The organism is Chryseobacterium carnipullorum (assembly GCF_900142785.1).
GTDB lineage: Bacteria > Bacteroidota > Bacteroidia > Flavobacteriales > Weeksellaceae > Chryseobacterium > Chryseobacterium carnipullorum.
This window is the reverse complement of sequence record NZ_FRCD01000001.1, coordinates 151,684-170,994: the sequence shown is the minus strand read 5'-3', so window position 1 is coordinate 170,994 and position 19,311 is coordinate 151,684. Positions and strand designations below refer to the sequence as shown.

19 protein-coding genes are annotated in these 19,311 nt (G+C 37.5%); 14 read left to right on the top strand and 5 right to left on the bottom strand.

From position 1 onward, the window contains the following. The first annotated feature begins 2 nt into the window (after positions 1–2). From rsmI to fabG, 3 genes are all read left to right on the top strand, one after another. A complete protein-coding gene (rsmI, locus tag BUC06_RS00775; RefSeq protein ID WP_073328440.1) occupies positions 3–677 on the top strand; it encodes a 16S rRNA (cytidine(1402)-2'-O)-methyltransferase in 675 nt (224 codons plus the stop codon). A 5-nt stretch (positions 678–682) separates the two neighbouring features. Further along, on the top strand, positions 683–2,191 hold the full coding sequence (locus tag BUC06_RS00770) for a WG repeat-containing protein (RefSeq protein WP_139263246.1): 1,509 nt from the start codon (positions 683–685) through the stop codon (positions 2,189–2,191). A gap of 173 nt (positions 2,192–2,364) precedes the next feature. After that, a complete protein-coding gene (gene fabG / locus BUC06_RS00765) occupies positions 2,365–3,108 on the top strand; it encodes a 3-oxoacyl-[acyl-carrier-protein] reductase (RefSeq protein ID WP_034724743.1) in 744 nt (247 codons plus the stop codon). 93 nt (positions 3,109–3,201) lie between these two features. Here fabG and BUC06_RS00760 read toward each other — a convergent pair whose 3' ends face one another. From BUC06_RS00760 to surE, 3 genes are all read right to left on the bottom strand, one after another. Further along, on the bottom strand, positions 3,202–4,242 hold the full coding sequence (locus BUC06_RS00760; protein WP_073328435.1) for a GMP reductase: 1,041 nt from the start codon (positions 4,240–4,242) through the stop codon (positions 3,202–3,204). A 232-nt stretch (positions 4,243–4,474) separates the two neighbouring features. Then, entirely contained in the window at positions 4,475–5,140 is a 666-nt protein-coding gene (locus BUC06_RS00755) for a GNAT family N-acetyltransferase (RefSeq protein WP_073328432.1), read from the bottom strand. Next, the gene (gene surE / locus BUC06_RS00750; RefSeq protein ID WP_073328429.1) at positions 5,140–5,910 is read right to left on the bottom strand and encodes a 5'/3'-nucleotidase SurE; all 771 of its coding nucleotides are present in this window, start codon (positions 5,908–5,910) and stop codon (positions 5,140–5,142) included. Before surE ends, BUC06_RS00755 begins: the two co-directional genes overlap by 1 nt. Positions 5,911–6,409: 499 nt before the next feature. On the opposite strand from surE, the gene BUC06_RS00745 reads away from it, so the two are divergent. Continuing rightward, complete coding sequence (locus tag BUC06_RS00745) at positions 6,410–8,539, top strand: carboxy terminal-processing peptidase (RefSeq protein WP_073328427.1); 2,130 nt, start codon at positions 6,410–6,412, stop codon at positions 8,537–8,539. 53 nt (positions 8,540–8,592) lie between these two features. Here BUC06_RS00745 and BUC06_RS00740 read toward each other — a convergent pair whose 3' ends face one another. Beyond that, entirely contained in the window at positions 8,593–9,096 is a 504-nt protein-coding gene (locus tag BUC06_RS00740; protein ID WP_073328424.1) for a superoxide dismutase family protein, read from the bottom strand. A gap of 149 nt (positions 9,097–9,245) precedes the next feature. Here BUC06_RS00740 and BUC06_RS00735 point away from each other — a divergent pair, with 149 nt between their 5' ends. The 9 genes from BUC06_RS00735 to BUC06_RS00695 all read left to right on the top strand — a co-directional run bounded on the left by BUC06_RS00735 (position 9,246) and on the right by BUC06_RS00695 (position 17,291). Further along, on the top strand, positions 9,246–10,148 hold the full coding sequence (locus BUC06_RS00735) for an AraC family transcriptional regulator (RefSeq protein WP_073329099.1): 903 nt from the start codon (positions 9,246–9,248) through the stop codon (positions 10,146–10,148). 92 nt (positions 10,149–10,240) lie between these two features. Next, on the top strand, positions 10,241–12,484 hold the full coding sequence (locus tag BUC06_RS00730) for a TonB-dependent receptor (protein ID WP_073328422.1): 2,244 nt from the start codon (positions 10,241–10,243) through the stop codon (positions 12,482–12,484). Positions 12,485–12,564: 80 nt separating this feature from the next. After that, entirely contained in the window at positions 12,565–13,215 is a 651-nt protein-coding gene (locus BUC06_RS00725) for a hypothetical protein (RefSeq protein ID WP_073328419.1), read from the top strand. Positions 13,216–13,344: 129 nt separating this feature from the next. Continuing rightward, the gene (locus tag BUC06_RS00720; RefSeq protein WP_073328417.1) at positions 13,345–14,676 is read left to right on the top strand and encodes a 2TM domain-containing protein; all 1,332 of its coding nucleotides are present in this window, start codon (positions 13,345–13,347) and stop codon (positions 14,674–14,676) included. Further along, complete coding sequence (locus BUC06_RS00715) at positions 14,663–14,965, top strand: 2TM domain-containing protein (protein WP_073328414.1); 303 nt, start codon at positions 14,663–14,665, stop codon at positions 14,963–14,965. The genes BUC06_RS00720 and BUC06_RS00715 overlap by 14 nt, the downstream gene beginning before the upstream one ends. Positions 14,966–15,025: 60 nt before the next feature. Beyond that, the gene (locus BUC06_RS00710) at positions 15,026–15,595 is read left to right on the top strand and encodes a methyltransferase family protein (RefSeq protein ID WP_073328412.1); all 570 of its coding nucleotides are present in this window, start codon (positions 15,026–15,028) and stop codon (positions 15,593–15,595) included. 300 nt (positions 15,596–15,895) lie between these two features. After that, positions 15,896–16,192 (top strand): 2TM domain-containing protein, encoded by a 297-nt coding sequence (locus BUC06_RS00705; RefSeq protein WP_073328409.1) that lies wholly within the window; start codon positions 15,896–15,898, stop codon positions 16,190–16,192. A 24-nt stretch (positions 16,193–16,216) separates the two neighbouring features. Then, positions 16,217–16,492: a 2TM domain-containing protein gene (locus BUC06_RS00700; protein ID WP_073328408.1), complete on the top strand. Its 276-nt coding sequence runs from the start codon at positions 16,217–16,219 to the stop codon at positions 16,490–16,492. 55 nt (positions 16,493–16,547) lie between these two features. Continuing rightward, positions 16,548–17,291, top strand: coding sequence for a LytR/AlgR family response regulator transcription factor (locus tag BUC06_RS00695; protein ID WP_083563876.1), 744 nt, complete (start codon positions 16,548–16,550; stop codon positions 17,289–17,291). A gap of 246 nt (positions 17,292–17,537) precedes the next feature. Here the strand turns inward: BUC06_RS00695 and BUC06_RS00690 are convergent, their stop codons facing one another. After that, complete coding sequence (locus BUC06_RS00690) at positions 17,538–18,434, bottom strand: hypothetical protein (RefSeq protein ID WP_073328405.1); 897 nt, start codon at positions 18,432–18,434, stop codon at positions 17,538–17,540. Between the two features lie 114 nt (positions 18,435–18,548). On the opposite strand from BUC06_RS00690, the gene BUC06_RS00685 reads away from it, so the two are divergent. Continuing rightward, the gene (locus tag BUC06_RS00685; protein ID WP_073328403.1) at positions 18,549–19,304 is read left to right on the top strand and encodes a glycine-rich domain-containing protein; all 756 of its coding nucleotides are present in this window, start codon (positions 18,549–18,551) and stop codon (positions 19,302–19,304) included. The last annotated feature ends 7 nt before the right edge of the window (positions 19,305–19,311 follow it).

Below are 19,311 nucleotides of genomic sequence, written 5' to 3'. Positions count from 1 at the left end.
TTTTGAGCGGAATCTTATATTTTGTTCCCACACCCGTTGGGAACCTGGAAGATATGACCTTCAGGGCTATAAAAGTCCTTAAAGAAGTTGATTATATTTTATGTGAAGACACAAGGACATCAGGAATACTTTTAAAGCATTATGAGATTTCCAAACCTTTAAAATCGTATCACCTTCACAATGAACATCAGGCTACCGAAAAGGTGATTGGTGATCTTCAAAGCGGACAGAATATTGCCATCATTACCGATGCAGGCACACCAGGAATTTCAGATCCCGGTTATCTGCTGGCGAGAGCAGGATCGGACAATAACATTGAAATGATATGTCTTCCCGGCGCTACAGCATTAATTCCGGCCCTTGTGGTTTCGGGACTTCCAAATAATGAGTTTCTGTTTGCAGGATTTCTGCCGCAGAAAAAAGGAAGACAGACCAAGCTTAAGCAACTTGCGGAAGAGAAAAAAACCATTGTTTTATACGAAAGCCCACACAAGATCAATACCACTTTGGAGCAGATCAAAGAATTCTTCGGAGAAGAAACAAAAGCCAGTCTGAGCCGTGAGATTTCTAAAAAGTTTGAAGAAACCAAGAGAGGAACAATCAATGAATTAATTGAATTTTCCAAAAGCAAAACTTTAAAAGGAGAGATCGTTCTTATTGTCAATAATTCTATCTAAATTCATTGAAAAACTTAGTTTTCGCACTGTGTTCGTCAGTGTGTATGGCCCAGACCAATCAGTATACAAAGATCCTTTTATCAAAAAAGACAGGAATGGAAGTTTATTCCTATTCCGAAGGATATGGTAAGATTTATGATTCAAAAAATAAGAAAGAAAGTATTGTAGATTCATTAGGAAATATCACGTTTGAATCGCCCCACAATATTTCTCAGATCTTTAAAAACCGGTTTATTCTTACAGTCAGACAATCTGATAATAAGACCAAATCTACCATCATCGATGAAAAAGGAAATCAAATCCTTCCTTTAGATGACCAGAGTTTTAATACGCCCTGGCTCAGCAAAAAATGTATTATTTCTTCAAAAGAGGGGAAAGAAGCAGTGTATGACTATAATGGAAAAGAGATCATTTCCTATTCAGATAGGATCCGCTTTGTTGCAGAAGACCGTTTTTTGGTCCTGAAAGATAAATCATGGTTTTTATATGATTTGGATGGAAAGCAGGTCAGCAACCGTGAATTTAAAGAAGATTATCACTTCGAAAATGGCAAAGCCCTGATCATCAATGAAGACCATCAAAGCGAAATCATTGGGAAAGACGGACAAAAATTACATCAGTTTTCAGCACAGATCTACAGTCTGGCTTCCTATCCTTATCTGATTACTAAAAACAGGACAACAGGAAAATATGGCTTGGTTGACGCCGATGAAAACAGACTGGCGGAAGAGATTTTTGATGATGCTGAACCGGAATATTTTGGAACAAAAGAATATGTTTATCTGAGAAAGAAAGGAAAAGCAACGGTTTTTAAAAAGAAGGACAGAAAACTTTATCCGAACAATTTCAAGTATCTTACCCCTTTATTTAATGATCTTTTCACCGTTTACAGTGATAAGCTAAAGAAAAACGGAGTGGTCAATCTTAACGGGGAAACCATTGTTCCTCAGGAATACGATTTTATACAGAGCTTCAGGATTTCAAGAAAAGACTTTATCTATCTCAAAAAGGGAAAGGAAGAAAAATTTCTGGATAAAGATTTAAACAACATTCTGGAAGAAAATACACAGATCATTGCTTTCTATCCTGACCTGCTTATCATTAAAAAGCAGGAAGCATATTATAAATTCTCTGTGACCGATCAATCTGTTGCTCCGATGAAAGACATTGTTTCCATTAAAGAGCAGGAGACGAATTTTTTCAATATCCTCAATCTTTATTCAAAACCTGTCGTATGCAGAAACACCAGCAATCTGTATGGAATCATAGATGAAAAAGGGAAGGAGATTGTTCCTTTTATTTATGACGATATCATTGCATTTGAAAATTCTGAGAATGAAATTGTCGTAAAGAAGCAGGATAAATATGGTGTGGTGAATTTTCAGAATGAGCCTCTGAAGGATATTATTTACGATAAATACTACTGGCAGAAGGAGGTTCTCAAGCTGGATAAAGACAAAAAATCGGATGTTCTTTATTTTACAAGATTTAAAAACAGTGGCAACCGTCTTTAAAATATGATAAAAAACAGCGAAAAATTTTCACTAATTTGATGATTTGGAATGCATTGAATAACAATTTATAATATCTTTGCGGACCGTTTAATTTGTATAAAATTAAATGTGCTAAATTGCCGTTTTTTTAAAGACGGAAGTATTTACTAAGAATATAATTATCAAGAGATATGATGAAACTATTAGAAGGAAAGGTAGCACTAATCACCGGAGCTACAAGAGGAATCGGAAAGAAAATTGCTGAAATGTACGCTGAACAGGGCGCACAGGTAGCATTTACCTATGCCGGCTCTGTAGATAAAGCTCAAGCATTAGAGGCGGCTTTAAGTTCTGTAACCAAGATCAAAGGATATCAGTCTGACGCGTCAGATTATGATGCAGCTCAAAAGCTCATCGATGATGTGATGGAGGAGTTTGGAAAAATCGATATTCTGATCAACAATGCAGGGATTACAAGAGATAACCTGCTGTTGAGAATGTCCAAAGATGACTGGGATCAGGTAATGAGAATCAATTTGGATTCTGTATTTAACCTTACAAAAGCGGTGATCAAGCCGATGATGAAAGCTAAATCAGGTTCTATTATCAATATGACCTCCGTAGTAGGAATCAGCGGAAATCCGGGACAATCCAACTATGCAGCTTCCAAGGCCGGAGTAATAGGATTTACAAAATCTATTGCGTTGGAATTAGGATCAAGAAGTATCCGATGTAATGCTGTAGCTCCTGGATTCACAGAAACTGAAATGACGGCAGATCTGGATGAAAAAACCCTTCAGGCGTGGAGAGACAGAATTCCGATGAAGAGAGCGGGACAGACCAAAGATGTGGCCAATGCGTGTATCTTCCTGGGAAGCGAAATGTCTTCTTACATCACAGGACAAACCCTGAACGTAGACGGCGGAATGCTGACTTAATTATAAAATAAAACAGGCTGTACATCAATTGTACAGCCTGTTTTTTATTACAAAAGATTAAAATTAAGCTCAATTTGTCAGAGCTTCTTTTTTCTAATCGTTAAAAACCTGGTTTTCCTGTTCCTGAACCCTGATAAAAGTGGTTCTCTTAGACAATTCTTTAAGTTGGGAAGCCCCCACATACGTACAGGTAGAACGTACACCACCCAAAATATCTTTCACCGTTTCGGAAACCGGACCTTTATAAACCGCTTTTACCGTTTTTCCTTCTGAAGCACGGTATTCTGCTACGCCTCCGGAATGCTTATCCATGGCTGTTTTGGAACTCATCCCATAAAAAAGGCGGAATTTCTTCCCGTTTTCTTCAATGATCTCGCCGCCGCTTTCATCATGTCCGGCGAACATTCCACCCAGCATCACGAAATCTGCGCCTCCGCCAAAAGCTTTGGCCACATCTCCGGGAACTTTACAGCCTCCGTCAGCAATGATATGTCCTCCAAGACCGTGTGCCGCATCAGAACACTCAATAATCGCTGAAAGTTGCGGATATCCGACTCCTGTTTTTACCCTCGTTGTACATACCGATCCGGGCCCGATGCCTACTTTAATAATATCTGCGCCTACCAGTAGAAGCTCTTCCACCATTTCTCCGGTCACAACATTTCCTGCCATGATGATCTTGTCAGGGAAATTAGCCCTTGCTTTCTTCACAAATCCAACGAAATGCTCAGAATAACCATTCGCTACATCGATGCAGAGAAACTCGATTTTTGGGTGCTTTTCAAGGATCACTCTTAGCTTCTCTTCATCAGCTTTTCCGGTACCTGTACTTAATGCAATATATTGATGGATGCTTTCAGGCTGGCTGTTTAGAAATTCACTCCATTCCTCAGGAGTATAATGCTTGTGAACGGCTGTAATAATCTTGTCTTTGGCCAGTTCTACCGCCATTTCAAAAGTTCCTACCGTATCCATATTCGCTGCGATCAGGGGAACACCTCTCCATTTCTTTTTCGTATGCTTGAAGGTAAACTCCCTTTCGAGATTCACTTCTGACCGGGATTTTAATGTAGAACGTTTGGGACGGAACATTACATCCTTGAATCCAAGCTTTATATCATATTCTATTCTCATAATCTGGAAAAAATTAATAAGAATAAATGTAGGGAAAACTTTCAAGGGAAAATGGAAAAGGGGAGGTTTTATAAATTTTTTAACCTGCTTTTGAAAAAGTGATGATGCTTGAAGCCTGGAAAGGAAAATTTCTGAGGTAAACAGAATGACTTGAGCGTGAAATTAGTGATTGGTACAATAAAATGAAGGGTGAGAATTTATGAAATATATGAAAAAGTAAAGGGCTGAAAAATTAGCTTTTCACGCCCCATAAGTTGATCGTTCCACGATGTATAAAACCAAGTTTCTCATACAGTTTTTTGGCTCCTGTATTACTTTCTGCAACATGCAGAAAAGGCGTTTTATTATCTTCAAAAATCTTTCCGGAAACAAAAGCCACCAATTGCCTGGCTAAACCTTTTCCCAGATGATCTGTACCGGTGATCACTGCGCTTACTTCCGTCATATCATTCATCTGCATTCTTTCGCCGGTAACTGCAGCAAGTTGATGATCTTTAAAAATACCGAAATACCGTCCTAATTCAGGAGTTCTTGATTTAAAGTAGTAAGGATAAAACTTCATAATGAAAGCCAGAAGTTCCTCATGATTTTCTTGTTTCAGTTCAATAATTTCCTCAGTGAAATCCATCTGAATAGGATTTTCCAGGACATATTGATCACAGACAAGCCTGGAAAGATCAGTCTTTAGATTTCCAAGATCCGGTTGAGCTCCGAAAATCAGAAAATCATCACAGATTTTTGCATAGTCTGTGATGTCTTTTTCTCTTGAAAGCTTTGCTGCTCCGCCAAAAGAGGCTACTTCAGGATTATAAAATTTCGTTTCTCCAAAATTGAAGCAGAACTTTTCATGATATTCATTAAGGGAATGATAAACAGGATTGTCTAGCTTCTCGTACATCAGTCAAATTTCATTACTTCCTCAAGCGTTTTCATGTATTCATAAGCAGTAAGATCGAACTTTACGGGAACGATTGAAATATATCCGTTGGCCAATGCTGTTTCGTCAGCATCTTCAGACTCATCCATATTGTTGAAATATCCTGTCAGCCAGTAGTATTTCTTTCCATGAGGATTCACTCTTTCGTCAAAGCTTTCTTCCCATTTTGCATTCGCCTGCTTGCAGACCTTCACGCCTTTAATTTCTCCAGCCGTTAGTTTCGGGATATTTACATTAAGTACAATTCCTTTTGGCATTGGATTTTCAAGCGTTCTTTTTACTATATTCTGGATATAATCTTTGGCTTGTGAAAAATCAGCTTCCCAGCTAAAATCCATGAGTGAAAATCCGATCGCAGGAATTCCTTCTACACCTGCTTCAACAGCGGCAGACATCGTTCCGGAATAGATCACATTAATGGAAGAATTCGCGCCGTGATTAATTCCTGAAACCACGATATCCGGTCTTCTCGTCAGGATCTTGTCAAGAGCCATTTTTACGCAGTCAACAGGCGTTCCGCTGCATGAAAAATCAGTTTGCGGACCATCAAGCGTTACTTCTTCGTAGCTTAAGGTAGAATTGATTGTGATAGCGTGGCCTTTTCCACTTTGGGGAGAGTTAGGAGCAACGACAATAACATCTCCTATCTCGTTCATAAATTGTATAAGGTTTCTGATACCTGGTGCGGTAATTCCATCATCATTAGTAACCAGAATAAGCGGTCTTTCCATAAAATAAGTTTAATTTTAGCATAAATTGCTCAGATAAGGACCTTTCCTCTGTCTTTTTTGACAGAAAAGAAAAATTCCCACCCTTCAAATTTAATTAAAAAGTTTTGAAGATAAATGCAATTTCATAAAATATACGTTTGTCCCGGACAGGAAAAAGAATGAAAAAGCAATGGTGGAAAAGAGTCTTTTTAATAGGTTTAAGATTGTATTTAGCCTAAACTTATCTGATGAATAAATATTTGGAATTCACTAATGATCAACAGATCGGGAAAATATTAAGAATTGATTCAAATGGTTTATAATCTGTTGATTATAAGTTCAGTAATTCAATAAGTTTCAAATAACAGTTATTGCACTGCTCTGCTTTTAATAAAAAACATTCAAAACTATCCGATAATTGTAAATAAGGTATTAAATTTGATAGTTTGTAACAGCGAATTAATTGCTGCTACTAATTGTAGTATATATTTTTAAAAAAATCAATAAATAAAGACAGTTTATGTGGAAAAATTTCAAACTGAATAAATTTTTACTCCTAATTCCATTGACAAGTCTAATGTTTTGTTTCAACTCGCCAAAGAATGACGATGAAAAGATGCAGACGATCATGGTGAGTGTAAAGAATACACTTTCTTATTTACATTACAGCCCGAAACCCATCAATGATGCCTATTCCAAGGACGTTTATAAACATTATTTTGAGCTGGTAGATCCCGCAAAAAGATATTTCCTTCAGTCGGATATGGACGAATTCGGCAAGCATGAAACAAAGCTTGACGACTATATCAGCCAGGGAGATCTGATATTCTATAAACTGACCATCGACAGATTGTATCAGAGGGTAGATGAAATAGATAAGATAACTCAGGATATTTTCAGCAAGCCCATCAATCTTCAGGAAGAAGAATCACTGACGCTTGAACCGAAGCTTAAAAAAGTACCTGCCAATAAGCAGGAACAGTATAATGAGTGGAGAAAATATATTAAGTATAATATTCTTCAGGAGGTTGAGTCTATGAACAGCAAAGAAGAAGCTCAGAAAGAGAAGAAAGATTCTGTTCAGAAATACAAGTTGAAAGATACAATCAAGTATCAGCCGCTTACCCAGGATCAGAAGATCAAAAAGGCAACTGATGAAGTGAAAGACCTTGTAAAAGACACCTTCACAAGGTTCAAAAAGAGAAAGAAAATGGATTGGTTTACCGTGTATATGAATGCATATACAGAAGTTTTCGATCCGCACACGAACTATTATTCTCCAAAAGATAAAGAAGATTTTGATACTCAATTCACTGGAAAAGTGATTGGTATCGGAGCTATTATTCAGGAGAAAAAAGGAAATCTGTATCTCGGGGCTTTAACGATTGGTGCACCAGCCTGGAAATCTAAACAGCTTTCTGAGGGGGACAAGATCTTAAAAGTAAAATCGAAGCCGAAAGATGACGCCGTCAATGTTGTAGGAATGCTTTCCGATGAAGCAGTAAGACTGATCAGAGGAGAAAAAGGAACACCTGTAACCCTTACTGTTCAGAAAAAAGACGGAACAACAAAAGATGTTACCATGATCCGTGAGGAAGTAGCGATTGAAGATACCTTCGCAAGAAGTATTGTAGTGAACTCTCCAAACGGCAAGAAATACGGATTTATCAATTTACCAAGCTTTAATGCTGATTTTGAAGATGCTAAAGGAAGAAATGCTTCGGACGACATCAAAAATGAAATCATTAAACTGAAAGGACAGAATATTGAAGGAATTGTTCTTGACCTTAGAAATAATGGAGGAGGATCATTAACTGAAGTAGGGGATATCATGGGACTTTTCATGGATGCAGGACCTTATGTTCAGGTAAAAGACGGTAACGGAAAGATCCAGACTTTGAAGAATAAAAATGAAACGCCTATCTGGACCGGACCATTGGTGATTATGCAGAATGAGCTTTCCGCTTCAGCTTCTGAGATTCTGGCAGGAGTAATGCAGGATTACGGCAGAGCAATGATCATTGGTTCGCCACAGTCATTCGGAAAAGGAACCGTACAGACTTTTGTAGATCTGAACAGATTCTTAAATACAGAAGATGATTTCGGATCTTTAAAACTGACGATTCAGAAGTTCTACAGAATCACAGGAGAATCTACGCAGAGAAAAGGAATTGTTTCTGATATCCAGATGAAAGATTTCTTTACCTATGCAGAAGTAGGAGAGCGATATGATGATTTTGCCTTAGCATGGGATAAAATTCCGGGAACTAAATTCCAAAAACTGAATTATTTTAATATTCAGGCTCTGGAAAAAGCAAGTGCCGACAGAATGGCTAAAAATAACAACTATCAGCTTCTTCTTGAATCTGCCCAGTGGAGAGAAAAGCTTGATAAAGAAGAAAACATCACGCTTAATATCAATAAGTTCAATGAACTGATGAAGCAGAGAAAAGCTCAGATCGAGAAATTCAAAGCTTTAAGCAAGTTTGAGAACGGTCTTAAGTTCACGATGTTCCCTGGCGAGATCGAAAGGGAGAAAAAAGATGAAGCTTTCAAGAAAAAATCTGAAATGTGGATCAAAAATCTCAAAAAAGATCCATACCTGCAGGAAGCAATGAATATCGTTTCCGATATGGGAACAAAATCATAAAAACAAAAAAACCGCTGATGGAAATCAGCGGTTTTTTTTATGGCATAGAGGTATTATTTAATTTCTACACATCCCACTCTTCCTCCTGCATTCCCTGTAGGTTGGGTATGGAAGTCATCTGCCGCAGCATGGATGATAAGGCCTTTTCCGATGATGTTTTTAGATTCATCCGTACATCCAAGACACCATTTATTCGTTTTGAAAGTAAGGACAGCCTTTCCACTCTGGTCAGCCGTTAAATTTCCTATATCTCCCATATGAAAATGCTCAGCACCCCACTTTCCGTGGTCGTCTTTAGCTGGATTCCAGTGCCCTCCTGTAGAAGTTCCATCCGCTGCAGAGCAGTCGCCTTTTTCATGGATATGTACGGCATGAATACCTGGGGTAAGACTTGTTACTTCAAGTTTCATGATCACCTCTTCTCCTTTTTGGGTAAACTTGGCGGTTCCGCCAGTCTGTGTTCCACTCTTAGCGTTGACATTGTACGTTTTTGTCGTGCAGCATGAAGCCGCTAAAAACGCACAACCCGCCAATAGTCCTAATGTTTGTACTTTCATTTAAATGATTTTAAAGTGATTATACCGTTAAATTTATAAAACATTTTCCGAAACACTTTATGATTTCAATCCTTTTTTCAAAAACAGCAATATAGGACAAGTGAAATTCTGTGTATCTTGATACCTTTACCCATCAGCACCTTTTTAAAATGGAAGAACACAAAAAAAGAATCATAAAAGCGATCCGTTATATTGATAATCATCTGGAGGATGATCTCTCTTTGGAAAAAATTGCAGAAATCGGGATGTATTCTTCCTTCCATTTTCACAGGATATTTAAGCTTATTACCGGAGAGACGCTCCAGAACTATATCATAAGAAAGAAAACAGAAAAAAGCGCCTTTTACTTATCTGTAAAGAAGGATATGAAAATGAAAGAGATCTATCTTGATCTTGGATTTTCCAATCATTCTGTATTCAGTAAAACTTTTAAAAAATACTATGGAATGGCTCCTTCTGCATTCCGGAACTCAGCTCCCGAAACGTTTCACAAGATTTTACAGATATCTGGCAAAAACGGACACGTTGATACAGTTTTCAGTCAATACATTTGCCATGTCGAAAACCTGTTAAAATGGACAAAAATGAATTTAAAGATTGAAGTAAAAGAACTGCCGGAAATGAATCTGGCTTCAGTAATGAGTTTAGGAGTTGCTAATGTGGAATCTTCTTTTAATGTGCTCATAGAATGGGCGAAAAAGAAACATTTATTTCCCCGTGACAATGTCAAAATGATTTCCGTGTACCATGATAGTTTCAAAGTAACTCCCGCTGACAAGGTAAGAATTCATGCGTGTATGCTTTTGGATGAAAAACTGGAGGAGCAGAATGGAGTTGTTTTTTCAGAGACCACTGATGCCGGGAAATATATTGTAGGAAGCGGAGAATGTACACTTGATGACTTCGAACAATGCTGGGTTTCCCTGTTTTTATGGATGAACGAGCATCACTATTCCATGAGAAAATCGTTCCCTTTTGAGATCTATCATTCAAATTTTAAAGAACATCCCGAAGGTAAAATGCAGGTAGATTTCTGCATCCCCATTCACTAATTTACCATTCAGTGGTCAAAGTATGCCTTTCAGTAAAATTTATTATAAAGAAAGGCCTGTTGCGTCCTATTTTTGATCCGAAAATTAACTCCATGAACACACAAGGAAAAAAACTTTTACTTCTGATTGCATTTCTATCCTTTATTGCAGGATATTCGCAGATTAAGATCTCAGGAAAGGTCACTTTTAAAAGTAAAGGGGTCAATGAAATCAATGTAACCTTAAAAGACACCTATGATGGGGCTACCACTGATGCACAGGGAAACTTTTCTTTTGAGACCTCAGAAAAGGGAAATCATGTTCTGACATTTACCCATCCCAAGTACCAGAATGTTGAAAAATCAATAGTAATTGATCATCAGGATATTTCAGTCAATGCAGAACTTAAAGAACAGATCAGCGAAATCGATGCGGTCGTCGTTTCTGCAGGTTCTATAGAAGCCAGTGACAAGAAGAGAGCCACCGCATTGCTTACTCCAATTGATATCTACACGACGGCAGGAGCTGATGGCCAGATTTCTTCGGCTTTAAATTACCTTCCGGGCGTTCAGAAAGTGGGCGAAACAGAAGGGCTTTTCATCAGAGGAGGAACAGGAACAGAGTCCAAGATCTTTATGGATGGAAGCCTGATCAACAATTATTTTTCCAACTCCGTTCCGGGAATTGCAGGAAGAGACCGTTTCAATACCTCTCTTTTCAAAGGGAATGTTTTTTCAAGTGGCGGATATTCTGCATTATACGGTCAGGCGCTTTCAGGCGCGCTGATGCTGGAAAGTGTAGATCTTCCTGACCAGAGTTCTTATGATCTGGGAATTTCTCCTATTTTTCTGAATGCAGGATTTCAGAAACTCAGTGATGATAAAACCCATTCTTTCGGAGCGAGTTTAGGCTATTCACTGCTAAGTGTTATGCAGAAGGTTTTTAATTTTAATACAGACTTTATCAATGCTCCACAAGGCTTAAACGGTGATTTTAATTTCAGAATCAAAACCAAATCCGGGGGATTTTTCAAATACTATGGAATGTATGACTCCAACAAAATGGGAGTGCGAACAGAAGGATTAGAACCGGGATATGATTTTGCTCTTATAAGGCTGAAAGGAAAGAATACGTACCACAACCTCTCTTTTAAACAGAAATTCGGGAAGTATCTTCTGAATGCAGGAACTTCTTATTCTTACAACAGATCGGACCTTAACTTTTCTACAGAAAAGAATGACATCGAGTCAGAAGCAACGAAACTATTAACAGATGGAAATTATATTAATTTTAAAGCTGTTCTTGAAAGGAAAATGAATAAAATCAGTGCGTTAAGAGCAGGATTTGAAATGAATAATACGGATGAAAAACTGAACTTTGGACAAGTACAGAAAGATTATAAAGATCTGATATCCGCTGCTTTTGTAGAGACAGATCTTGGATTCAGCAATGCATTGTCTGCAAAAATAGGACTAAGGGCAGAACATTCTTCTTTTCTGGAAAAAAGTAATATTGCTCCACGTTTCGCACTGGCTTACCGCCTTGCAAAAGACTGGACGACTTCCTTCGCCTACGGATTGTTTTATCAGAATCCTGAAAGTAAATACATCAACGGACCGGCAGATCTTGACTTTCAGAAGTCACAACACTATATTTTCCAGGTTCAAAGATCATCAGAAGGAAGAAACCTTCGTTTTGAAGCTTTTTATAAAAAATACGACCAGCTGATCAAGACCTATAATATCACGCCGAATAAGGAACAGAATCAGCAGGTACAAACTGCTTTGAACAATAATGGTTACGGATACGCCAAAGGACTGGAACTTTTCTGGAGAGATAAAAAGACGCTTGAAAACATTGATTACTGGATCAGTTATTCCTTCCTTGATTCAAAAAGAGACTTTACCAATTATCCGGTAAGCTTAAGGCCAAATTTCGCTTCTGCCCATACTCTTTCTGCTGTTGCCAAAAGATTTATTCCGGAATGGAAATTAGGGGTCAATTTATCTTATACCTATTCTAAAGGACGCCCTTACTATGACATTGCAACGAAAACGGAAAACAGCAATGTGGTCAATTACATCAGAAATGAAGGAAAATTAAAAGACTACAATGCCCTTAATATCAGCTTTAATTATCTTCCAAACCTGGGAAAGAAAGATGCGAAAGCATTTACTGTTCTTGTATTAAGTGTTTCCAATGTTTTAGGATCAAAAAATATTTACGGCTATAATTTTTCTCTCGACGGAACGAGAAGCTCATCCGTAGTTCCACCAGTCAATACCTTTGTATTTGTGGGAGCCTTCATTAGCTTTGGAGTAGACAGAACCCAGGATGCCATCAATAATAATTTATAAATAGAAACAACGAATCTCACAATCATTACAAAATACATAACTTCGGATTTACAATTAACTAACTTTAAAAAATTGATACAATGAAAAAATACCTATTAAGCTTTGCTTTAGCTTTTATGAGTTTAACAGCTTTTGCACAGACAGATTACGAAAAAATAATGGCTGAAAAAATCGCCAAAACAGAAACGTGTAAAACGCCTGAAGAGTTTCAGACATTAGCGAACGATTTTCAAAGAATTGGAAGCAAAGAAAGTTCAAAATGGCTTCCTCCCTATTATGCTGCATTTTCACAAATTCAAAAAGGAAGACTGATGATGAGAAGCGGAAATATGCAGGCGCTGGATGAAACCGCTGAACAGGCAGATAAATATTTGGCAAGTGCTCAAAACCTTGCCGGAGCGGATAATGCAGAGATCCATTTGTTGAGAAAAATGGCAGCATCTCTAAGAATGATGGTGAACCCTCCTCAGCGTTACATGACCGATGGTGCTAAAGCTACGGAAGAACTTGGTATTGCAGAGAAATTGGATCCGGCCAACCCAAGAATCGCTCTTATCAAAGCAGAAGACATTTATTTCACACCTGAACAGTACGGCGGCAGCAAGACAAAAGGAATGGAAATGTTTAAAGAGGCACTGGCAAAATTTAACGCTTACAAGCCAAAAACATCTTTAGATCCTAACTGGGGTAAAGCAGAAGCGGAATATTTCCTGAGTATGCAGGAAAAATAACAATAGAATTCAGGCCTTCTTTAAACGGAAGGCTTTTTTATTCCATTCAGAAAGAAAAAGATGCCCTTCAGTAAATAATAATTTTTGATACCTTTATTAAAGACTAATTTTGAACCAAGAAAATCGATAATGAAACGTAAAGGACTTATAATCTTACTTTGGGTATCGTTGGGAACAGCGTTATTTTTCTTCTTATTTTTTACAAAAGAGAAGAATTTCCACAATTTTTTGATTTCGCTTTCGATCTCTACCATGTATTCTTTTGTTCTGGGATGCGGAAATGGTTTTATTAATGATTTTCTTAATAAAAAGTTTCCCTGGTCTGAAACAACAGGAATAAGAACTGCCTTAAGTGTGGTTTCTATCATTGCAGGAAATTTTATTCTGGTTTATGTATGCAACTATATCAATTTTGTTGAGATTCAGCAAGTGGCTACAGCAGAGGCCTTTTTTTCTAAAGAATATGCTACGACCAACTGGTTCATGATCAATATTGCTCTTTTGATTTCGGCGTTTCTTCATGCAAAAGGATTCATGGAAGAGCTCAAGAAGACTTCCAGAAAAGAAGTGGTGGAACAGAAGCTGATCGCAAAGTCGGCCAATGCACAGTTTGAAAGTCTGAAAAATCAGCTGGACCCTCATTTTCTCTTTAATTCTTTGAATGTTTTAAGTTCTCTCATTGATGAAAATCCAAATCAGGCGCAGAAGTTTACGGCCTCTATGTCAAAGATTTACCGGTATGTACTTGAACAGAAAGATAAAGAGCTGGTAACGGTGGAAGACGAAATCGAATTTGCGAAAACCTATTGTGACCTCTTGAAAACCAGATTTGAGGACAGTGTAGATTTTGTTTTTGATGTAAAAAAAGAAGAATACAAAAGGTATGTAGTGCCGTTATCACTTCAGCTGTTGCTGGAAAACTGTATCAAACATAATTTTGCTACTTCTTCAAAACCTTTAATCATCAAAATATTTTCAGATAATGATACGCTTTGTATTGAAAATAACCTCCAGGCAAGAGAGCAGATGAAGGAAAGTGCCGGAATTGGACTGGCCAATATTGTTCAGCGTTATGCCCTTCTTACCAAAAAGAATGTTTTCATTGAAAAATCGGCTGATTATTTTAAAGTAAAAGTTCCGATACTTTCCAGTAAACCCAATACAATCAGTGTAAAAACTGAAGATGACGACGAATCCTACGAAAAAGCTAAAAAAAGGGTAAAGGAGTTGAAAAGCTTTTATGGAAATCTGATTTCCTACTGTACGATCATTCCCTTTTTGATCATTTTAAACCTGATTACGTCTCCTAAAAATCTTTGGTTTTATTTTCCGATGCTGGGATGGGGAATTGGGGTGATTTCTCATGCATTTCAGGTTTTTGGGGTTGGAGAATCCTGGAAGGAAAAGAAGATCAGGGAAATAATGAATAAACAAAAAAATAGAGATAATGGAAATTTCTGATGAAAATAATATCCGTTACGAGCAGGCCAGAAGGCAGGTGGAGCGGTTGAGAGGGTTTTACGGACACTTATTTGCCTACATTGCCGTGAATGCAATGATTGTGGTCTATAATATCAGGCATTTGGAACCGGGAGAAAGCTATTTTCAGTTCAAAAATTTCTTTACAGCTACATTCTGGGGAATAGGTCTGGCCGCTCATGCGATAGCGGTTTATTTACCCAATATTGGCTTTGTAAGAAACTGGGAAGAAAAGAAAATCAGGAAACTGATGGAAAAAAATAAAAAGTAAATGGTTGTGGAGTGATGAGGTTCAGAAACCGATTGATGTTTTAATCTTAAAATAAAAAGTATGCATTCATTACAAATCCTGTTTTACATTTCAATGGTTGTTTGGTTTTTTACCGAAATCCTGTATAAGAACATGCTAAAATCCGGTAAAGAAGATAAGAAGGACAAAGATAAATCTACCCTGAATATTTTATGGCTGGCGATTCCTTTTTCTATTGCGGCTTCTGTATCAACATCTTATATGACGAGATTTCCAATAGCTGAAGAGGTCTGGATCTTCTATATTGGCGAAGCATTCATTCTCATCGGAATTGTCCTCAGATGGATTATTATCAGGTCTTTAGGTAAGTATTTTACGGTTGACGTAACGATAAAAAACGATCATCAGATCAAAAAGGAAGGTTTTTACAAATATCTGAGACATCCATCCTATGCCTTTTCACTGCTGACTTCTTTAGGATTGGGTCTGTATCTTAATAACTGGTTTTCCCTGTTTCTTGCATTCCTGCCACCATTTTTTGCTTTCCTATACCGGATAAAAGTGGAAGAACAGGCTCTGGTTGAAAAGTTTGGAGATGAGTACTTAGAATATAGAAAAAAGACGAAAAAACTCATTCCTTTCATTTACTGATCCCATTTTCAAAATCAATCATTCCAACGCAATGATCTGCGTAATCCGCAAAATCTGTGGGAGATTAAAATTAATGTGGTGTATGTTGGCTAAACGTTAAAGACTCAAGGATTTTATGCTCGATACAATTTATAAAAGAAAAAATACGTCTTTCTTTATGCCAATAACTGCTGAATCCAACTTTTTACCATTCAGAAAGCATATTCTACGGCTCAGTTATATAAAGTTGAATGATGGCCCATTTCTGATCTACCTTTGATTCAACAAAAAGATAAACTAACCTTTTTTAAAATTAAAATTATGGAAACAATAGGATACACAAAAGAAACGCAGGCTTACAAAAAAGCAGTCAGAAGAGTAAAAGAGCTGAAAGGATTCTATGGTAATCTTACTTCATACTGTCTTGTTATTCCTTTCTTAGTTGCATTGAATTTATTAACATCTCCCGGTCATTTATGGTTTTACTGGCCAATGCTGGGGTGGGGAATAGGAATTGTAGCGCACGCGGTGAATGTATTTGGCATCGGGAAAACGTGGGAAGAAAAAAAGATCAAGGAATTGATGGGACAGGATCAGGGAAAGACAAAAACATTATAATTAACGGATAAAAAAATAACGATCATGGATTACAACAGCGCCTACGAAAGAGTCACCCAACTGAAAAAATTTTACAAAAGCCTTCTTTGGTTTGGAATAGTGGCCGGAATTATCTTTTTTGATGACCTTTTTGAAAACGGATCACTTAATTTCTCTTTATTTGATGGATCTTTTATTCTGGTCATTTGGGGGATTTTTCTAACGGTAAAGGCGGTAAAGCTATTTCTGCTGGACGCGGAATGGGAAAGAACGGTTATGGAAAAAGAGATGAGAAAGGGCAAAAAGAACATTGATTTTTAAGCTGTTTATTTTTTATCTACTTTTATTCCCGAATTAAACTAAAAACTGTCACTCAATGATCAAAACTGTCATTATCGAAGACGAAAAACCGGCTTCAAGAAAATTAGAAAGAATGCTGAGTAATTTTCCTGAAATAGAAGTGGTTGGCAAAATTGAATCAGTAGAAGAAGGGGTCGCTTGGTTCTCTGAAAATGAGCACCCGCAACTGATTTTTTCTGACATCGTTCTGGGAGATGGCCTTTCTTTCGATATTTTCGAAAAAGTACCTACAAAAGGGTTTATCATTTATACAACAGCTTTTGATCAGTATACGCTGAAAGCATTTAAATTAAACAGCATCGATTACCTTCTGAAGCCTATTCTGGAAGAAGATCTTTCAGGGGCCGTGGAGAAGTTTAAATCCTTCATTCCATCCAATAATACAGCCGGTTCTGAAGATATTAAACAGCTCATCAGAAAAGAGAAATCTACCCTTTCAAGGGTTCTGGTAAAGATAGGGTACAACCTGAAGATTGTTCAGACGCAGGAAATAAGCTGTTTTTTCAGTGAAAACAAAATTGTGTATCTCCAGACGGACGAGAGAGTTTATCCGTCAGATTTCACACTCGATGAACTGGAAGACATTCTCGAAGAAAAGAAGTTTTTCCGTGTCAACAGACAGTTTATTATCAATTCGGACTACATAAAAAACATCCATACTTCTCCTTATTATAAAGTCGAGATGGAATTTCAGCCACAGGAAGAAATAACCGTGAGCAGAGATAGGGTTAAGGATTTTAAGGAATGGCTGGTGGGGTAGAGTAAGATTATAGATATCATACACAAGACATCAGATTTCAGACATTTAAGTTAAGGCTTAGATTGATGAACGTCAATGGTGAATTTTGCTTTGCAATTAAATGGTGAGTTTTTATGTAAATGTCCGATTTTAGGTTGAGGTTGAGGAGCGTCACTGGGCAATTTTACGACACTGGTGAAATGTGATAGGAAGTCATTCCAAATCCTGCACCAAAGAACTCATCACTTTCCAAAACATCAAAATTACCTATCTGTAATCTATTCTGTTAGACTCAGTGTCCTCAAGTTGTTTTATAATAGAAGGTGGGATTTCATCACTGTCAATCGGGAAGCTGATCGAGTCAGAAATAAAAGTTTTTCGGTCTGCTTTCTGAAATATTTCAAACAGGGCTATCGGCTCCTGATTAAAACTAATACATGTACTTATAAAATGAACTTCATGGAGCTTATATTCTGGATTTTTGAGTTTTTCCTTGATATCTTTTATCCTTGAGATAAAATGTCGCTGGCGAATAAACGTATTGCTGTTCATGATAATGAACACATAATCTGAGTACGCCGTTACTTTTCCGAAATATTTATGGTGATCTCCGCCACTTCTTTCGATGAAATACTCACCGGTAGTTTCAGATTTGTAGATTTCCATTGCAGGCCTCCATATACGCTCTTCCCTTGCCATTAAAGGGTTCTCCGGAAGGTTTCTGTTGTAGGAATACCAGCAGCCCGTCAGGCGGTCTAAAAGGGCTGTATTCTGATTCACATTATTCATATCGATCCTCAGATCATTGAAATTGAATGCGTCTGTGTTGGAATTAATGAAATCAATGTAATGGGAATACCCTAAAACTTTTACGATCTGACTTAATTTAGCTAGATTTGGCCTGCTTAAAACTGCATTTTCATGCTGCTTGTATTTCTTTAATTTATTGATGATCAGATGTTCATAGAGATAGTTTGATCCCAGGAGATCCGGTTCTTTTTTGATGCCTTTGTCCGAATGATCATTAATAATCAAATCGTTGAGTTCTGCGCTGATGTAGGACCATTCCGTCTTGGTCACCCCTTCCCAATGATTTTTCTTTAAAAAATGCTGACTTAAAAAGTTCATCAGTTTCTCCAGATGCTGAATATCTTCCTTTTTCATTCTTTTATTTTATAAGACTAATATAAGATTTTTATACATCTACATAAGATGGATGAAAGACTTTTATATTTTGAAATCAAATGATATTTGAGTAGAAAAATAAAAGTTAACACAATGGAAACAACAATCTTATTAAAAGACGAAACCCTTTGGAACAGGATTCAAAGCTTTTCACTGGATGCTTCGGATGCTGATTTTCCTTTTTCAAAAAAACTGGCTAAAGAAGAACGCTGGACATTAGATTTTGCCCAGAAAGCCATTCAGGAGTATAAAAAATTTGTGTACCTCTGCTGCATCCTTCCCAATGGAGCGTCTCCAAGCGAAACCGTCGATAAAGTATGGCATATGCACCTGATTTACACCCAGAACTACTGGGAAGAATTCTGTCCTAAGGTCCTTAAAAGATCCCTTCATCACCATCCTTCAAAAGGTGGTTTTAAAGAAAAAAACAAACATCAGAAATGGTTTTCAGATACTTTGAAAAATTATCGTGACGTTTTTCAGCAGGAAGCTCCCAAAGAGATCTGGTATGAAAAAGAAAAAAAAGGAATTCTGACAATTTGGCTGAAAAGACTGAGGATCATCCCGTTATTGATCGCGCCTTTCATGTTGTCGTCCTGTCTGGGAGAAGTTCTGGGATCATTAACATTATTTGCATTACCCTTCATAGGCTTTTTCATTTTCTTTCATGTTGTGGGCGCATTTCAGGTCGACATCGAAAATAATACCAGTAAAAAGAAAGATGACGGCAGTATCGGAGGAAGCAGTGATGGAGGAAGTTCCGGTTGCAGCGGAGATGGAGGAGGAAGTGGATGCAGTAGTGGATGCGGCGGCGGTTGTGGAGGTTGCGGTGGAGGATGTGGAGGTTAAAAAATGG

What these genes read in the sequence shown, in the direction of transcription:
- BUC06_RS00720 (WP_073328417.1), top strand. Translation starts at nt 13,345, where the DNA reads ATGAAACGTAAAGGACTTATAATCTTACTTTGGGTATCGTTGGGAACA.
- BUC06_RS00755 (WP_073328432.1), bottom strand. Translation starts at nt 5,140, where the DNA reads ATGTACGAGAAGCTAGACAATCCTGTTTATCATTCCCTTAATGAATAT.
- BUC06_RS00685 (WP_073328403.1), top strand. Translation starts at nt 18,549, where the DNA reads ATGGAAACAACAATCTTATTAAAAGACGAAACCCTTTGGAACAGGATT.
- BUC06_RS00735 (WP_073329099.1), top strand. Translation starts at nt 9,246, where the DNA reads ATGGAAGAACACAAAAAAAGAATCATAAAAGCGATCCGTTATATTGAT.
- BUC06_RS00760 (WP_073328435.1), bottom strand. Translation starts at nt 4,242, where the DNA reads ATGAGAATAGAATATGATATAAAGCTTGGATTCAAGGATGTAATGTTC.
- BUC06_RS00695 (WP_083563876.1), top strand. Translation starts at nt 16,548, where the DNA reads ATGATCAAAACTGTCATTATCGAAGACGAAAAACCGGCTTCAAGAAAA.
- BUC06_RS00710 (WP_073328412.1), top strand. Translation starts at nt 15,026, where the DNA reads ATGCATTCATTACAAATCCTGTTTTACATTTCAATGGTTGTTTGGTTT.
- BUC06_RS00725 (WP_073328419.1), top strand. Translation starts at nt 12,565, where the DNA reads ATGAAAAAATACCTATTAAGCTTTGCTTTAGCTTTTATGAGTTTAACA.
- fabG (WP_034724743.1), top strand. Translation starts at nt 2,365, where the DNA reads ATGAAACTATTAGAAGGAAAGGTAGCACTAATCACCGGAGCTACAAGA.
- BUC06_RS00700 (WP_073328408.1), top strand. Translation starts at nt 16,217, where the DNA reads ATGGATTACAACAGCGCCTACGAAAGAGTCACCCAACTGAAAAAATTT.
- BUC06_RS00730 (WP_073328422.1), top strand. Translation starts at nt 10,241, where the DNA reads ATGAACACACAAGGAAAAAAACTTTTACTTCTGATTGCATTTCTATCC.
- BUC06_RS00715 (WP_073328414.1), top strand. Translation starts at nt 14,663, where the DNA reads ATGGAAATTTCTGATGAAAATAATATCCGTTACGAGCAGGCCAGAAGG.
- BUC06_RS00740 (WP_073328424.1), bottom strand. Translation starts at nt 9,096, where the DNA reads ATGAAAGTACAAACATTAGGACTATTGGCGGGTTGTGCGTTTTTAGCG.
- surE (WP_073328429.1), bottom strand. Translation starts at nt 5,910, where the DNA reads ATGGAAAGACCGCTTATTCTGGTTACTAATGATGATGGAATTACCGCA.
- BUC06_RS00690 (WP_073328405.1), bottom strand. Translation starts at nt 18,434, where the DNA reads ATGAAAAAGGAAGATATTCAGCATCTGGAGAAACTGATGAACTTTTTA.
- BUC06_RS00745 (WP_073328427.1), top strand. Translation starts at nt 6,410, where the DNA reads ATGTGGAAAAATTTCAAACTGAATAAATTTTTACTCCTAATTCCATTG.
- BUC06_RS00705 (WP_073328409.1), top strand. Translation starts at nt 15,896, where the DNA reads ATGGAAACAATAGGATACACAAAAGAAACGCAGGCTTACAAAAAAGCA.